The sequence below is a fragment of the Roseovarius nubinhibens ISM genome (assembly GCF_000152625.1).
Classification (GTDB): Bacteria; Pseudomonadota; Alphaproteobacteria; order Rhodobacterales; family Rhodobacteraceae; genus Roseovarius; species Roseovarius nubinhibens.
The window spans coordinates 1,051,624-1,067,099 of sequence record NZ_CH724156.1 but is presented as its reverse complement, the minus strand read 5'-3'; the positions used below and the strand labels follow the sequence as shown (position 1 = coordinate 1,067,099).

The window sequence follows — 15,476 nt, the reverse complement described above, 5'->3', positions numbered from 1 at the left end:
AGAGAGCGATGCCTACAGAAATTCTCATGCCCGCCCTCTCGCCCACGATGGAAGAGGGCACGCTTGCCAAATGGCTGGTCAAAGAAGGCGACACCGTCTCTTCCGGCGATCTGCTTGCCGAGATTGAAACCGACAAGGCCACGATGGAGTTCGAGGCCGTGGACGAGGGCGTTATCGGCAAGATCCTCGTCGCCGAGGGCAGCGAAGGGGTCAAGGTCAACACGCCTATCGCTGTGCTGCTTGAAGAGGGCGAAAGCGCCGACGACATCGGTGAGGCCAGCGCGCCCGCCGCTGAGCCCAAAGCCGAGGCGCCGAAATCCGACGCCGCGCCCAAACCCGAGGCGGCCCCGGCTGCGTCGGCGGCGCCAGCCGCGCCCAAGGCTGATGGCGAGCGCATCTTTGCCTCGCCGCTGGCCCGGCGCATCGCGGCGGACAAGGGGCTCGATCTGTCGCAGATCAGCGGCTCTGGTCCGCGTGGCCGCATCGTCAAAGCCGATGTGGAGAACGCGCAGCCTTCTGCCGCCAAACCCGCGGCCAAGGATCAGCCTGCAGCTGCCCCGGCCGCTGCCGCCCCTGCCGCTACGGGCCCGAGCAGCTCGCAGGTCATCGCCATGTACGAGGGGCGCGAGTACGAGGAAATCCCGCTCAACGGAATGCGCAAGACGATTGCCGCGCGTCTCACCGAGGCCAAGCAATCGATCCCGCATTTCTACCTGCGGCGCGATATCCGCCTCGACGCGCTGCTCAAGTTCCGCGGTCAGCTGAACAAGCAGCTTGAGGCGCGTTCGGTCAAGCTGTCGGTCAATGACTTCATCATCAAGGCCTGCGCCTTGGCCCTGCAAACCGTTCCCGCCGCCAATGCGGTCTGGGCCGGGGACCGGGTGCTTCAGCTCAAGCCGTCGGATGTGGCCGTGGCCGTGGCAATTGAGGGCGGGCTCTTTACCCCGGTTCTGAAAGATGCCGAGATGAAATCGCTGTCGGCCCTGTCGTCAGAGATGAAGGACCTCGCCAGCCGGGCCCGCGACCGCAAACTCGCGCCGCATGAATACCAGGGCGGCAGCTTTGCCATTTCCAACCTCGGAATGTTCGGGATCGACAATTTCGACGCCGTGATCAACCCGCCGCATGGGGCGATTCTCGCCGTCGGCGCCGGGGTCAAGAAACCGGTGGTTGGCGCGGATGGCGAGCTCAGCGTGGCGACCGTGATGTCGGTCACCCTGTCCGTGGATCACCGGGTGATCGACGGGGCGCTGGGGGCGCAGCTTCTCGACGCCATCGTGCAGAACCTCGAGAATCCGATGGTGATGCTCGCCTAGAATGGGTTTGATTTTAAGACCTAAACGCGCCGTGGGCCTTGGCCTGCGGCGCGTTTTCTTTGTGGGCAGCCCGAGAGGCAGGACCACACAAGTGCGAGTTTGTCGGGTTTCGTCTCAACATCTGCGACGTTGAGTTTCGCCGTCTATGCCGCACCAAGCTCCTTGGCGAGCTGGACGATCTGATCATAGACTTTGGCCGAATTTTGATCATCCAAGGCTGCGGGATGCGGCGGGGTGAACTCGCCAATGTCATTGTCGAAATATTTCCCCGAGGCCAGGGCGAACCTATCCGACAGGGCGGCGCGTGCGAGAATTTCCACCCCGATGCCAAGGTCCTTGCCGGCCACACCAAACCCGTCCTTGACCATTTTCGAGGCCAGAAGAGAGCCGGGGTTCACCGCCACGAATATCGGCCCGTTGCGATGTTTCGCGGCCATTTCGCGCGACCATATGGTCAGGGCGAGCTTGCTCTGGGCATAGGCCTCGAAATCGGCGAGCCGCTTGCGACCGGCCAATGCCTCCAGATCGACGGGCGATTGTGCGGCCGACGACAGGTTCACCACGCGCCCATTCTCGCCAAGCGTCGAGAGCAATGCGCGGGTCAGGATTTCGGGCGCAATGGTGTTTACCAAAAACCGAAGATCATGACCGGTTTTGGTCACCGGATCGGGGATTTTGTAGACACCCGCATTGTTGATGATCACATCAATCGCGTCGTGATCCCGGGCGATGTCACGGGCCAGCCGGAGCGTCTCTGCCGGATCGGACAGATCGGCGAGATAGCCGGAGGTGGTGCCGCCGATCTTGTCCCGTGCGGCGTCGAGCTTGGCCGCGCTCCGCCCGTGCAGGATGAGGCTATGACCCTTCGCCGCCAGATGTCGCGCGGTTTCGAGGCCGATCCCGTCGGTGGCGCCGGTGATGAGAATGGTCTTGGTCATGAGATACCCTTTCACTGGTGAAATTCAGGAAGCAACGTTTCTGCGATCCGTTCGAGCGTGCCCTCGGTCTCGGCCTGATTGAGCCGCAGGTTGAGGGCCACGTGGTTCACGCCAAGCTGTCGCAAGTCTCGGAGGTACTTGCGCAGATAGTCGACCCCGGAGCGAAACCCGAGGTGAATGGGCTGCGGCGCGGCATCCGCGTCCGGGACCAGATCGACATAGAGCGACTGCATCACGGGCCGGTCGGTGTCGCCCAAAGCGGCGAGGTTGCCGCGATAGGCGTCGATGATCTGACCTTGCGCCGTGGCGTTGCGCGGATAGGTCATCCAACCGTCGCCATGGCTGGCAATCCAATCCGGGCTCTGCCGGCTCGCCCCGGTGATCAACATCGGGATGCGGCCAGTCACCGGTTTGGGCAGCATATCAATCCGCCCGGAAAAGGCCCCTTGGTCAAAGATCCCCTCGGGATAGTCGCCCCCCATCGCGCGAATATAGTCAAAGCTGTCGCGAAACCGCTCGCCGCGATCCTCATAGCCCATGCCGAAGGCGGGGTACTCCTCGGGCCGGTCTCCCGACGCCACCCCGAGCACCAGCCGCCCACCCGAGAGCTGATCGACGCTGGCCGCCGCCTTGGCCACATGCGCCGGATGGCGCAGCGGCAGGACGATGCTCGCCGTGCCGAGGGTGATCGCGCGGGTCTGGGCCGCGAGATAGCCGAGATAGACAAACGGATCATAGAGCTGCCCGGCGTCGCCAAAGCTCGGCACGTTGAAAGGCACGTCGCGCAGCCAGAGCGCCCTGAACCCAAGTGCCTCGGCAAGCTGCGCCCGTTCGGTCGCCCGCTCCATGCTGGGCACCGGGCCTTGGTCATAGCGCTCAATAGGCAGGACGAGCCCAAGGCTCAGCTCGCCAGGGCGAAAGATCTGGTTATAGCCGGGGTTGAGCGTTGGAAACGGGCGAAGATCGGTCTGCGTGAGCATGGGTGGTCCTTGGATTGCGCGCTTAGGAAGGCGTTGACCCCAAGTATATCCCTTGCAAAACCTATAAAAACCGGGGCAAACTTGTTTCTGATTTCGGTATTTCAATATAATCGCGGGGCGAACACCGATGGACACAGACGCGCTTCGGCTCTTCGTGCGGGCCGCTGACCTGCTCAATATCAGCGCTGCTGGCCGGGATCTCGGTCTGGCCCCCGCGGTGGCGAGCGCCCGGCTGGCCAAGCTCGAGGCGGCGCTCGGGGCGGAATTGCTGCACCGGACCACGCGCAAGGTGTCGCTGTCGCTGGAAGGGGCGGATTTCCTGCCCTTCGCACGCGAAATTCTGGCGCAGGAAGAGGCCGCCCGCGCGGCGCTCGGGTCGGGCGGGCTGCAGGCCGCAGGCACGCTCCGCTTCGCCGCGCCGAGCAGCTTTGCCCAGCTCTACATTGTGCCGCTCTTGCCGGAATTTCTGGATCAATACCCCGGGGTGAGGCTGGATCTGCGCCTCTCCGATAGCCCCTTTGACGCCATTGAGGGCAGTTTCGATCTGGCGCTGCGCAACAGCCCGCTGCAGGACAGCAGTCTCAAGGGCCGCAAGCTTGCCGAGGATCGCCGCATCCTCTGCGCCGCGCCCTCCTATATCGCCACACATGGTGCGCCCGCGACGCCAGAGGATCTCGCCGACCACAGGCTCATCGCGTTTCGCGATCAAGGGCCGCGGCCGCTCTTGCACAAGGACGGCGGGCAGAGCAGCTATCATCCCGCTCTCTCCAAGGGACAGGTGATCATAGATGACGGGCTGAGCCAGAAACTCCTGACGGTGCAGGGCGCGGGCATTTCGCTCAATTCACTGTGGAGCGTCCATGCCGAGCTTGGCTCCGGCGCGCTCACCCGTGTTCTGCCTGACTATGAGCTCGACGATCAGGCCAAGCTCTGGCTCGTCTATCCAAGCTCCCATGTGCTCTCGCCAAAGGTGCGGGTGTTCATGGATTTCCTGATCGGCAAGATTGGCCGAAACCCGGTTTGGATGACCTGAACGCCCCGTCTCAAACGGGCCGGGTGAGTCTTTTTTGCCACCCTCCATCTTGCTGAAATAATAGGCGCATTTCGGGAATTGCAACTTATGGCTGTGTGTGATTCTTGCCGTCTCGCACGATTGTGTGCGGTACAAACTAACTTACGGTGAACATTGTGAAGACTTTGAACAGCAGTAGATTTTTCGCTTGTGCCCTGGCCGCTCTGCCGGTCGCCGCACAGGCACAGGATTTTTCGGGCGCGGTGACCTTGGGCTATGGGCTTGGGTCGATTTCCAACGGCGGCGGCGACATCGACTCGCTGACGCTGGATGGCAGCGGCGCGATCCAGTTCCAGAACGGCTGGGTGATGGGCCTCGATGCGACCTTGGCCAAGATGAACCCGGAAGGGCCGGGCGATTTCGACACGACCGATCTCGGGGTGAATTTCGCCTATCAAATGGCCTCGGGCGCGACCATCGGCGCCTATGGCGATTTCATGAATTTCGACACGACCGGTCCGGTTCTCGGCAACACGGACACCGAGGTGACCTCCTACGGTCTCAACGGCGGCTATGTGAACGACAGTTTTGGCGCCGAATTCCATCTCGGCATCAGTGAGGTCGACGGTGGTGGCGACTGGACCGATTATGGCGTGACCCTGCGGTTCCGTCCGACCGACGCCACCCGGATCGGCGGCCACTGGATGATGAGCGAAGGCGATGTCGCGGGCGGCGGATCGTTCGAGATCACCAGCATCGGTATTGGCGCGGATCACAGCTTCGGGCGCGGTTTCTCGGCCTTTGGCGGCGTGAATTTCGTCGATGCCGATCAGATCAACACCGATGTGACGACCTATGGTGTGGGCGTCGGCTATGATCTCTCGGCCGTCACCAGCGCGCCGATCAACCTGTCGCTGGAACTGGCGCGCAGCGATCTGGACGCCGGTGCCGGCTCTGTCGAAGAAGACACCGTGCGTTTCGGCGTGACCTTCGCCCTCGGCAATGCCAAGCGCGCGCCGGAAAACAGCGTCGCACGTTCAGTCATGACCCCGCGCCACAATGCGCTGTCGACGCTGATCGACACGGCCTATTGATCGCTTGGGGCACATTGCCCACACATGAAAAAAACCGGGCAGTTTCGCTGCCCGGTTTTCTTTTGTCTTATCCGTGGACCGTGGGCTTAGCGCACGCCGAGCAGCTGATCCATCGCCACCGAGGGCTGATCACAGCCCGCTTCGCCGACGATCTTGGCCGGAACACCCGCCACCGTCTTGCAGGGCGGCACTTCGGATAGCACGACCGAGCCCGCCGCGATGCGCGAGCAATGGCCAACCTTGATATTGCCGAGAACCTTGGCCCCCGCGCCGATCAGAACACCGTCGCCGATCTTGGGATGGCGGTCTTCTTCTTCCTTGCCGGTGCCGCCGAGCGTCACAGAATGCAGCATCGAGACATTGTCGCCGACCACGGCGGTTTCCCCGATCACGATGGAATGCGCATGATCGATCATGATGCCCTTGCCCATCCGGGCGGCGGGGTGAATGTCGATGCCAAACACCTCGGAACAGCGCATCTGGAAGAACCGCGCCATATCCTTGCGTTCGTTATGCCAGAGCCAATGCGCCACGCGATGCGCCTGCACCGCCTGAAACCCCTTGAAGAAAAGCATCGGCAGGATGAACCGGTCACAGGCCGGGTCACGGTCGTTCACGGCGACGATATCGGCGCGCGAGGCCAGCGAAATATTGGGATCTGCGGCCAGCGCCCAATCACAGATTTCGCGCAGGATCTGCTCGGGCATCTCGCTCGAGGCGAGTTTCAGAGAGATCCGATAGGCGAGCGCCGATTCGATGGTTTTGTGGTGCAGGATCGAACTATGAACCAGCCCGCCCATGAGCGGCTCCTGGGCGATCGTGTCCTTGGCTTCCTCGGTGATCTGCTTCCAGACCGGGTCGAGTTCCGAGAGTTTTGCATGTGCTTTGGCCATATCCGTGCTCCTGTGGCTCGGCGCTGAGTATATCAGATAGGGAGGATGCGCAAAATGCAAAGCCGTGATCGGATAAATCAACGATATGAATGACCAATTTTCAGATGCGATGCGGCGCGGCTGGGATCTGCCCCGCCGCGCCGTCTGGTTGTGTGCCGCTCGCCCCAATGGCTAGAGCGTCAGCTCAAGGCCCGCCCAGGCCCCCGCGCCGAACCGGCCCGACACCTGCGCCACCTCGATCGTGATCGCGCCGCTCGCCCCATCCGCCGCCTGCGCGCTCTGGGCATAGGTCCAGGTCGGGCTCTCGCTCATCGCATCGCGCAGCACGGTTTCCCCCTGCCGCACCCGAATGGCATAGAGCTCCTGCTCTTCGCCCAAGGGCACATCCGGCGTGTCCCAACGGTCGCCATCGATCCGTGTCCGGCGGATCCAGCTCAGCGTCACATCGCCCGCCGCCCGGTGCGCCCTCAGATGCACCGGCGACAGCGGCCGCAGCCCCAGCCCCTCAAAGGCGATCACCGCATGCTGATAGGACGGGTCATCCACGGGCCGACCAGCCGGGCCGATCCGGTAATGCCGGGCACGTCCGCGCGCCGCCTCGGGCAGGGAGATCTGCGCCGGCAGCCCGTCGAGCATCACCAGATAGCTGCCCACCGGCCAATGATCGGGCATGGCCACATCGGTGCCAAGCTGCCCGCGCAGCCTGTGGCGCAGGATATAGGTGTTGCTGGCGACAAGCTCGGCCTCGGCAAATTGCATGAGCTCCCAGCCCTCGGGCGTGCCATCGCCAATGGCACAGAGATTGGCCCCCGACAAAAGATCCGCCTCCGGCACATTGTCGAGCGTGCCATGCACCATCCTGACGGTGAGCCCCTCCCCACGATCCCAGAGCCCCTTGCTGGCCCGCGCCAATGGGGTCTGCGTGACACCGATCCGCGCCCGCAGCTCGGTCAGATGGTTGAGCTGATAATTGGCGTCACTGTCCGAGGCATAGAGCGCCGCCGCCCCCGGCCAGGGCTCGCCGCCCACGGCGAGATGCGGCGCATGGGGCGTCTCGGCCCCGGTCATCAGCGGCAGATCGAGGAAGAGCGGCAGCACCGGCACCGGCGCGGTAAAGCTGCGGCTGCCCGGCGGCAGATCCTCGATCATCTGTGGGCGATAGGATTCTGGCTCGATCCGCACCGCTTCGATCATCTGCTGGCTGGCAAACTGCTCGACCCGGTCGATGCGGAAATGCCCGGTGCCCCCGGCCTCTGCCAGTGACACCACATCGCCCGCGCCGATCTCGGCCCGTGACAGCGGCAGGGCAAAGCGCAGCGTATCGGTCGCCACCCGCGCCTCCGAGAGCCATCGTTCGACCGTCGCGCGCCCCTCGCCACGGGTCATGGCCAGCGGCATTTCCGAGGTCGAGACAGTGTGGGTCGCATCGTCCGGCAGGATCGATTCCTCGGCGATCACCTCGAAATCCGCATCCGCCTCGATGAACCGAAGCCGCACCCGCCCGGCGATCTCGGCGGCATTGGCGCGGGTCTCTTCGAGGGTGCTGCCCCCCTCCTCATCGCGCACCAGATCCTCGTCACTGAGCAGATGATCGCTCTCCCCATCGCGCATCCGAAAGCTGAGACATCCGCCGCGTTCCACCGCATCGAACCCATAGCGCAGCATGAGCGGCTGCAAAAGCGCCCGCGCATCGCTCACCTCTTCGCTGGCATAGCCGCGCACCACGCCCTCAAGGCGGCTCACATCGAGATATTGCACCCCGGCGCGGCGCGCGATTTCTTGCACGACGGCGGCCAGCGCGGGCTGCGACACCCGCCCGTTGAGCCAGTGACCCTGCGCATAATTCTCCCCATCGGACCAGAGCGCCCGGGCATTGGGAAAGGCCGGATAGGGCCGCGCATCCCAGGCCCAGGCATAGGCATGATCCATGTCGATCATCGGCCCGTCATATTCGACCGATTGCGGATTGTTCTCCGGCGCCGACCAGTATTCGACCATCGCCCGCAGATACTGCGCCTGAATGTAATCGTCGCGATAGCCGTCCGAGAAAAACGGCAAGCTCGATTCCGAGGATTTCGGGTCGAGAAACTTGTTGGGCTGGTTGCTGCCCTTGTCCACCGCCGCACAACCGAACTCGGTAAAGCGGATCGGTTTGGACATCGGCACCCAGGGCGTCGGCACTTCCTGGCGCACCCCGTCGATCCGGTCGTGATGGCCGTTTCGCCACCAGTTGCGCATGTCCTTGTAGCGCCAGACCCAAGGCTCTGCCTCCGCCTCATCGGTGATCGGCGTGCGGATCTGCGCGGCGCGGGCGGTGTCGGAATGGTAATACCACTCATAACCCTCGCCGCCCTCGATATTGGCCTTGAGGTAATCGGGATTATAGATCGAGCCCCAGCTCGCATCGGCATGATCGCGGCCTTCGCGCCAATCCGACAGCGGCATGTAATTGTCGATCCCGATAAAATCGATATTGGCATCGGCCCAGAGCGGGTCGAGGTGGAAATGCATGTCGCCCGGCGCACCCGGCGGCTGATAGCCGAAATATTCCGACCAATCGGCGGCATAGCCGATCTTGACCTCGGGCCCGAGGATCGCCCGCACCTCTGCGGCCAGCGAGATGAGCTGATCCACTGCCGGAAACCCGCCGCCCGCGCCGCGGATCGTGGTAAGCCCGCGCATCTCCGACCCGATGCAAAAGCTCTCGACGCGCCCCGCCGCCGCACAAAGAGCGGCGTGATGCAGGATGAACCGGCGATAGCCCCACTCGTTTGGCCCGGCATAGCTCACCGGGCTGCGCTTGACCGCGCCGCCATAGCTGAGAAGCGACGTGGCCCCGTCGCCGGGCTGCGCCACCTCCGGCGTGACCGGCGCGATGGTGAAATCCGCCGCCGCCGCCGTGCCGAAGAACGCCGCCACAGCCGCATCCGCCGCCGCCGTGCCATCGACGCTGCCCGCCCGCCCCGGCGCGATGGGCAGGGTGATCCGTCCCCGCCAAGGCAGCACGGGCTGATCGCCTGCGTCGCTATAGGGATCGGGCAGGCCATTGCCCGCCACCTGCTCCATCAGGATGAAGGGATAGACCATCACCTCCTGCCCCGATTGCTGCAACCCGAGAATGGCCTCGATCACCGCCGCATCCGAGGGCGTACCGCCATAGATCATCCGGTCGTCGCCATCGCGCGGCACCGGCTGGGCGCTGCTGCGGCTGAGCCCGGCCACCGACCACGGCATGTTGTCCGCCTCATATTGCTGCTGCTCGACCTTGGGGTGCAGGCGGCAGGCATCACAGCGCAGATCATCCCCGAACCAGCTCACGATAAGAGATGTCGCGCCGCAATTGGGCAGCTCGCCGGTCATCGCTTCGAGAGAGGTGGCGAAATCCGACTTGCCGGAAACGGTGTTCACATTGGCAAGCCCGGTCGACCCCGGCCCATAGCGCATCGCGACCGGGCTGGTGGCGAGGGCATATTCGCCACTGCCGGGCAAGAGCGCCACGGCCCGCAGCCCCTGCGCCGGGGCGCTGGCGCCACCGGGGGCCTCGGCCGGGGCCGGGCGGGCCACTTCAAAGGTAAATTGCGGCACGCGGTTGGCAAATTGGCCAAGGTCGAGATCCTCGATCACCACATAGGCGATGCCGCGATAGGCGGGCACGCTGCCCGCGCCCTCGACCGCCTCGATACAGGGATCGGGAAGCTGGTCGCGCGTGCCTCTATAAACCCGCATGGTGATGCTGTCGGGGGCGATCTCGTCGCCATCGGCCCAGACCCGGCCAAGATGGGTGATCTCGCCCTCGCAAATCGCAATGGCAAGGCTGAGCGAATAGCTATAGCTGCGCGTCGTCGGCTGGGCGGGGCGGGGCCGCCCCTTGCCGCCACCCCCGCCGCCGCTCACCGTCACATCCTGACGGAACTCGGTGGCCCAGATCACCTGACCGGCAAGCCGCATGCGCCCAAAGACCTGCGCCACCGCATCGCCTTCGCCCGCCCCGGTGAGGCGCAGCCGGTTGACCCGCCCGGTCTCGACCACATCGGATCCTTGCCCCATCAGCCGCTGGTCAAGCGACCGGCCAATAAGCCCCCCGGCAAACCGCCCGATGGCGGCACTCGACAGCCCGAGGACCGAGCCCCCGATAGAGCCGCCGATCGCGGCCCCTGCCGCGGATAAAACGATAGTCGCCATCAGAGCATCTCCTTCATGGGTTGGCCCGTCTCTGGTGCCGCCGGAAAGGCGAACCGCGCCACGATCCGCCGCTGCCAGGGCGCGGTGAGCGGGCTTTCGACCACGCCATGCCCGCTATAGGCGTGAATGAAACTGGCGCTGGTTCCGGTCCGGGCGGCCAGCCCCAGATGCTTGGCCACCGCGCCGTCGCGCATCCGAAAGAGCAGCACATCGCCCGGCTGGATCTCGTTACCGGGGCAGGGGGTGAGGTGGCGCAGCGCCGCCCGCCAGAGCCGCTCGTCCCGGCCCGGCTCGGACCAGTCGCGCGAATAGGCCGGCGGGCGCTCCGGCTCTGGTCCGAGCAGCTCGCGCCAGACACCGCGCAACAGCCCCAGGCAATCGCAGCCCGCCCCCTTGCACGAGGCCTGATGCCGATAGGGCGTCCCGAGCCAGCCGCGCGCGGCGGCGACGATCTCCGGCCTTGCCCCGCTCATCTGCGGCTGCCCCCGGACAGATCACCGGATTTCGCCGGATCGGTGAGGCTCCAATCATCGCCGGGAATGTCCGGGAAGCCCTGAAAATTGATCAGGTTGTTGAATTTCTCGCGGCAGGTCGCCATCCGCTTGTCACAGCCCGCCACAAGGCGCAGCGCATCGCCCGGCGCGATCTCGGCCCGGATCGGATGCCAGAGCTCGATCACCCGGTCGTGGCCCTCGGCCCGGTCGCGCTTGATCATCCCCGACAGCCCCGCCGCCGCGCCGCTTTCGATGTCGAGCCGCCCCTGCCGGAACCAGCCCGGCTCGAACCCCGAGAGCGCGGCAAAGCGAAAGACGCGGCGGTCCTCGACACTCTCGGCCGCGAGGGTCGCGTGATAGCCGGGCGCGTCAAGGTCAACGCCACAGGCCGCATCGCCGAGCACCGCGCCACAGGGTTTCTGATAAACCCGCCCCAAGGGCCGGTTGAGCAGATCGGTCAGCCCGCGCAGCTCGGCCTCGAACCCGGCCCCCGCCCGGCGCAGCTCGCCAATGGTGCCGCGAAACAGCATCTGGCGCTGGCTGACATCGGCCCAGTTCACCAGCCAGGCGCGGATCTCCGCCCCGTCATAGCGCCCGGCCTCAATATCCGCCTCACAGATCGCCTCATGGCTCAGCGCCCCCAGCGCCTCGCTATTGTCCACCGACAGGCCCGTCGATTGCTGCAACGCCCCGGCGCTGAGCCCGCTGTTGGCGCGAAACTCGATGCCGTCGAAGGCGAGCGACAGATCGTGATCGGTAAAGCCGAGCTGGACTCCGTCCCGCCGCCGCACCGCCCAGGCGCGGCAGGTGGTGGTCTCGCCGGTCCGAAGATGGGCCAGAAGGCCTGCGTCAAACCCGCTCATACCCGGATCTCCACCACTGGCACATTGGGCATGTCCCCGGCCTGAAAGCTCGCCACGCTGGTCTGGATGCGGTCGGTGTCGAACCGCACCGGCACGTCGAATTCGAACCCGGCGGTGATCTCGAGCCCCTCGTTGGGCGGATGCGCGAATGTGATGATCCCGGTGGTGGTGTCGACCTCGTAATGCACCCCCTCCTGCTGCTCGTCGCCCGAGAGGCCAATGCGCACCGTCCCCGCCACCGGCTTGGTGATCGGACGACGATAGATCTGCTCGCCCGAGCGATAGGCCTTGATGAGCGGAAAGCTCGCGGTCACATCATCCCCGATGGCGATGATCTGATCGTGATAGGCGGGCTCGGCCAGCGCCGGACCGGATTTGTAATCCGACCAATCCTTCCAGCGGAACCCGTGCAACTGCGCCTGCCGCGCCTCGAAAAAGGCGATGAGCGTCTCGATATCGTCGAGCCCTCGCATCGCCACCCCGGCATCATAGCGCCGCCGCGAATGGGCCCAGGGCGTGTTGCGCTCCTCGTGACCATTGGCGAGCGTCACCACATCCGTGTGCCGCTCCGGCCCACCGACCGAGCCAAAGCTCAGACTGGCGGGAAATCGAACCTCGTGAAATCCCATGACATGCCTCCTTTCGGGTTACCTGTTGCGCTGGCCACGGCCAATGGCCCGGCCCAGTTGCGCGGCGATCTGGCCCTGGCTGCGGCGAAAGCCGCCGACATCGGGCGTGGTGATGTTCATCACCACATTGACCGGGCCGCCGCCGCCCGCGCTGCGCACCCCAAGCTTGCCATCGGCGCCGCGCGCCAGCGGCATGATCGCCTCCGGTCCCGCCTCGCCCATCAGACCGACGCCCCGGCGCATCGGAAAGGTCACCGGCCCGTTCACCACCCCGCCATTGGCAAAGGGCATGACGCGGCCCTGGGTGAAACTGCCGCCATCGGCGAATTTGAACAGCCCGCCCATCAGGTCGCCGACCCCCTGCGCCAGCATCCCGCCGACATGGTCGGTCACCGGCCGCATCGCGGCGTTAAAGGCGGTGTTGATCATCGAATTGGCGAGGCTGCGCAGCGAGGTCGACAGGCTGTCGCCCTCCACCACAGCACCGCGAATGGCCCGGCGCAGCCCGGTGCTCACCCCCCGCTCGAGGCTCGCCACATCGCGCCCCGCCCCGACAAAGGCACCCTGCACCCGGCCCAGCTCGCCGTGAAAGGCCGCGGCCATCCCCGCCGCCCCGGCAAGCCCGCTCTCAAGCTGCGCCAATTCGGCGTCAAACTCGCTCATCTCATCCAGTTCGGTCATGGTGATCGCCTCCTGCGCAATCGGGATAGCTCTGCATCAACTCGTCGAGCCCGCGCCGCCCAAGCGGCGCGATGCCCGCCCCCCGGCCCAGCATCAGGCCGAGCTCGGCCGGGGTCAGCGCCCAGAATTCGGCGGGCTTCAGGCCAAGCCCGCAGATCCCCGCCCGCATCAAGCCGGGCCAGTCAAAGGTGCTCATGGGGTCTGGCCGGGCGTCTCGGGCAGGGCAAAGGCCCGCGCCAAGAGCTCGGCCGCCGCCCGCGCCGCCGCCACCGGCCCGCCCTCGATCTCGGCCCCCAAAAGATCGCCGGGCCCGCCCTGCCAGCCGCCGCCGCGCAGCCCCGCCACGATGAGCGCGAGCACATCGCGGGTGCTGAACCGGGCGCTCTCGAACCGCTCGACCAGCGCCACCAGCCCCTCGGCCCCGAGCTGCGTCTCGAGCTCGGCCAGCGCCCCGAGGGTGAGCCGCAGCACCTGCCGCTCGCCATCGATGCGGATCGCCACCTCGCCTGCCCATGGGTTCGCCATGATCAGACCAGCGCGGTGAAGGTCAAAAGCCCGGCCGAGGCGAGCGACAGCTCATAGGTGGCCTCGCCGTCATGGGTGCCGGCATATTCGATCGAGGTGACCTGAAACGCCCCCTCCACCGTGCCGAAATCGGGGATAATGACCTGAAATTCCGGCGTCTCGCCGTCAAAGAAGATCTGCCGCACCCGCTCGTCCGAGGCCGCATCGCGGAAAATGCCCGAGCCGCTGATCGCCGCCGATTTGACGCCCGCGCCGGACAGCAATTCGCGCCAGCCGCCCTGGCTCTCGAGGCTCGTCACATCGACGCTCTCGGCGTTGAAACTGATCCGCGTGGCGCGCAGCCCCGCCACCGATTGAAAATTGCCGTCGCCGGTGAGATCCACCTTGATCAACAGGTCCTTGCCGTTCTGAACTGCCATTGTCTCTACTCCGTTGGAAATCTGTCTCTGGGTCTGATGTCTGGGTCTGGTCTGTGGGTCTGCTTCGTCAGGCCGCCGCCTCGTCGGTGCGCACCCGAAAGGTGAGATCGATGCGCCGGATATCGGCGGTGCCGACCCGCCGCGCCTTGGCCCGGTAAAAGCTCAGATGCGACACCGCCCCCCGCGTCAGGCTGAGCGGCGTCGCGGCCAGCGCGTCATTGATCGCCCCGGCCACCTCCTTGGCGGGCTGGAACCCGGCGCCATCGGTCACCACCGACAGGATCACCCGATGCCAGGCACCGCGCCCGGTCTGGTCGCTGGCGGCGCGGGCATCCTCGGGGCCGAGCACCACGTAAAGCGGCGGCAGCGGCCCTTCGGGCAGCGCGTCATAGATCGCGTCGCCAATCAGGGCGGTGAGCGCGGCATCGGTGCTGAGCCGGTCATAGATCGCGCTTTGCAGCGCAGAGGATGGGCCATAGCTCATAGCGAAATCTCCTCGTCGCAATGGCAGGTGAGATACCGCGCCTCGGCGTCGCGCTCGGTCACGGCGGTGATGGCAAAAATCCGGTCGCCCGCGCGAAACCGCTGGCCGGGCCGGGGCCGCGACGGGTTGCCCACCGGGGCGGCGCGCAAGGTGATGCGAAAGCTGCCCCGCGACACCGACACTGCGCCCTGCGCGGCCTGCCGCCCGCTGCGCGGCACGACCTCGGCCCAAAGCGTGCCAAGCGCCTGCCAGCTCTCGGCATAGCCGCCCGCGCCATCCGGCGTGCGCGCACGTGTCTCGAGGGTGAGCTGTCGGGTGAGCTGCGGCACGCTCATGCGCCCGGCCCCCCGCCAAGAATGCGCACCGTGCGATAGCGGTCGATGAGGCTGCTCACCCCAAAGGGCATCGGCCCGCCGCTCGGCGCGGCCTCGGCGCGGTGCTCATAGTAATGCGCCGCCAGCAAGAGCACCGCCTGACCGAGATCGGCGGGCAGCTCGGCCCAGCCCGGACCAAAGCCCGCGGTAAAGCGGATTTCAGCCGCGCCGCCGGTGGGGATGCTCGGCAGACAGGTGCCGGTGGCCGCCACCATCGGGCGCTGCATATCGGGGATGAGCTTGTAGCTCGTGGCCTCGACGGGGATCGGATCATCCATCCGATCCCGCACCGTCAGGCTCAGGATGAGCGACACGGGCGCCACCGGCAAAGGCTGCTCGCCGCCGTCGCGCCACTGCCGCAGCTCCCAGGAAAAATCGCGTTCGATCAGGATCTTGCCGGTGCGCGCCTCGATGGTGGCAAGGGCTGCCCGGAGAAAGCTCTCAAGCACCGCATCCTGCACGTCATCATCCGAAAACCCGGTGCCGAGCCGCAGATGCGCCCGAAACTGGGCCAGCGGCAGCGCCATCAGCGGTATGGCGGTTTCTTCTATAAGACTCATGGTTTTGCTCCGAAACGACCGGCCCCTCTGAG

Annotated in this window: 17 protein-coding genes; 3 read left to right on the top strand and 14 right to left on the bottom strand. The window is 65.7% G+C overall.

The features are described 5' to 3' along the window. The first annotated feature begins 8 nt into the window (after positions 1–8). A complete protein-coding gene (locus tag ISM_RS05195; RefSeq protein WP_040617871.1) occupies positions 9–1,316 on the top strand; it encodes a pyruvate dehydrogenase complex dihydrolipoamide acetyltransferase in 1,308 nt (435 codons plus the stop codon). Between the two features lie 143 nt (positions 1,317–1,459). Here ISM_RS05195 and ISM_RS05190 read toward each other — a convergent pair whose 3' ends face one another. Both ISM_RS05190 and ISM_RS05185 read right to left on the bottom strand, forming a co-directional pair. After that, positions 1,460–2,254, bottom strand: a complete 795-nt coding sequence (locus ISM_RS05190) for an SDR family NAD(P)-dependent oxidoreductase (RefSeq protein ID WP_040617870.1) — start codon at positions 2,252–2,254, stop codon at positions 1,460–1,462. Positions 2,255–2,265: 11 nt separating this feature from the next. Continuing rightward, positions 2,266–3,234 (bottom strand): LLM class oxidoreductase, encoded by a 969-nt coding sequence (locus tag ISM_RS05185; protein ID WP_009813070.1) that lies wholly within the window; start codon positions 3,232–3,234, stop codon positions 2,266–2,268. Between the two features lie 127 nt (positions 3,235–3,361). Between ISM_RS05185 and ISM_RS05180 the strand changes: the two genes are divergently transcribed. Then, positions 3,362–4,267 (top strand): LysR family transcriptional regulator, encoded by a 906-nt coding sequence (locus tag ISM_RS05180; protein WP_009813069.1) that lies wholly within the window; start codon positions 3,362–3,364, stop codon positions 4,265–4,267. 155 nt (positions 4,268–4,422) lie between these two features. Continuing rightward, positions 4,423–5,340 carry a hypothetical protein gene (locus ISM_RS05175; RefSeq protein WP_156783316.1) on the top strand — a complete coding sequence of 306 codons (918 nt, stop codon included), beginning with the start codon at positions 4,423–4,425 and terminating at the stop codon, positions 5,338–5,340. A gap of 86 nt (positions 5,341–5,426) precedes the next feature. On the opposite strand, the gene cysE is transcribed toward ISM_RS05175, so the two are convergent. The 12 genes from cysE to ISM_RS05115 all read right to left on the bottom strand — a co-directional run bounded on the left by cysE (position 5,427) and on the right by ISM_RS05115 (position 15,444). Next, the gene (cysE, locus tag ISM_RS05170) at positions 5,427–6,233 is read right to left on the bottom strand and encodes a serine O-acetyltransferase (protein WP_009813067.1); all 807 of its coding nucleotides are present in this window, start codon (positions 6,231–6,233) and stop codon (positions 5,427–5,429) included. A gap of 171 nt (positions 6,234–6,404) precedes the next feature. Next, on the bottom strand, positions 6,405–10,415 hold the full coding sequence (locus ISM_RS05165; protein WP_009813066.1) for a baseplate multidomain protein megatron: 4,011 nt from the start codon (positions 10,413–10,415) through the stop codon (positions 6,405–6,407). Then, positions 10,415–10,888: an NlpC/P60 family protein gene (locus ISM_RS05160; RefSeq protein ID WP_009813065.1), complete on the bottom strand. Its 474-nt coding sequence runs from the start codon at positions 10,886–10,888 to the stop codon at positions 10,415–10,417. The genes ISM_RS05165 and ISM_RS05160 overlap by 1 nt, the downstream gene beginning before the upstream one ends. Continuing rightward, complete coding sequence (locus tag ISM_RS05155; protein ID WP_009813064.1) at positions 10,885–11,772, bottom strand: DUF2163 domain-containing protein; 888 nt, start codon at positions 11,770–11,772, stop codon at positions 10,885–10,887. Before ISM_RS05155 ends, ISM_RS05160 begins: the two co-directional genes overlap by 4 nt. Beyond that, entirely contained in the window at positions 11,769–12,401 is a 633-nt protein-coding gene (locus tag ISM_RS05150; RefSeq protein WP_009813063.1) for a DUF2460 domain-containing protein, read from the bottom strand. Before ISM_RS05150 ends, ISM_RS05155 begins: the two co-directional genes overlap by 4 nt. A gap of 18 nt (positions 12,402–12,419) precedes the next feature. Further along, a complete protein-coding gene (locus tag ISM_RS05145) occupies positions 12,420–13,082 on the bottom strand; it encodes a phage tail tape measure protein (RefSeq protein ID WP_009813062.1) in 663 nt (220 codons plus the stop codon). After that, positions 13,066–13,278, bottom strand: a complete 213-nt coding sequence (locus ISM_RS05140; protein WP_009813061.1) for a rcc01693 family protein — start codon at positions 13,276–13,278, stop codon at positions 13,066–13,068. Before ISM_RS05140 ends, ISM_RS05145 begins: the two co-directional genes overlap by 17 nt. Next, positions 13,275–13,607 (bottom strand): gene transfer agent family protein, encoded by a 333-nt coding sequence (locus tag ISM_RS05135; RefSeq protein ID WP_009813060.1) that lies wholly within the window; start codon positions 13,605–13,607, stop codon positions 13,275–13,277. The genes ISM_RS05140 and ISM_RS05135 overlap by 4 nt, the downstream gene beginning before the upstream one ends. Before the next feature lie 2 nt (positions 13,608–13,609). Then, a complete protein-coding gene (locus ISM_RS05130; RefSeq protein ID WP_009813059.1) occupies positions 13,610–14,026 on the bottom strand; it encodes a phage major tail protein, TP901-1 family in 417 nt (138 codons plus the stop codon). A gap of 67 nt (positions 14,027–14,093) precedes the next feature. Beyond that, complete coding sequence (locus tag ISM_RS05125; RefSeq protein WP_009813058.1) at positions 14,094–14,510, bottom strand: DUF3168 domain-containing protein; 417 nt, start codon at positions 14,508–14,510, stop codon at positions 14,094–14,096. Further along, positions 14,507–14,845 (bottom strand): phage head closure protein, encoded by a 339-nt coding sequence (locus ISM_RS05120; RefSeq protein ID WP_009813057.1) that lies wholly within the window; start codon positions 14,843–14,845, stop codon positions 14,507–14,509. The genes ISM_RS05125 and ISM_RS05120 overlap by 4 nt, the downstream gene beginning before the upstream one ends. Further along, positions 14,842–15,444 carry a head-tail connector protein gene (locus tag ISM_RS05115; protein WP_040617868.1) on the bottom strand — a complete coding sequence of 201 codons (603 nt, stop codon included), beginning with the start codon at positions 15,442–15,444 and terminating at the stop codon, positions 14,842–14,844. Before ISM_RS05115 ends, ISM_RS05120 begins: the two co-directional genes overlap by 4 nt. Positions 15,445–15,476: the final 32 nt, after the last annotated feature.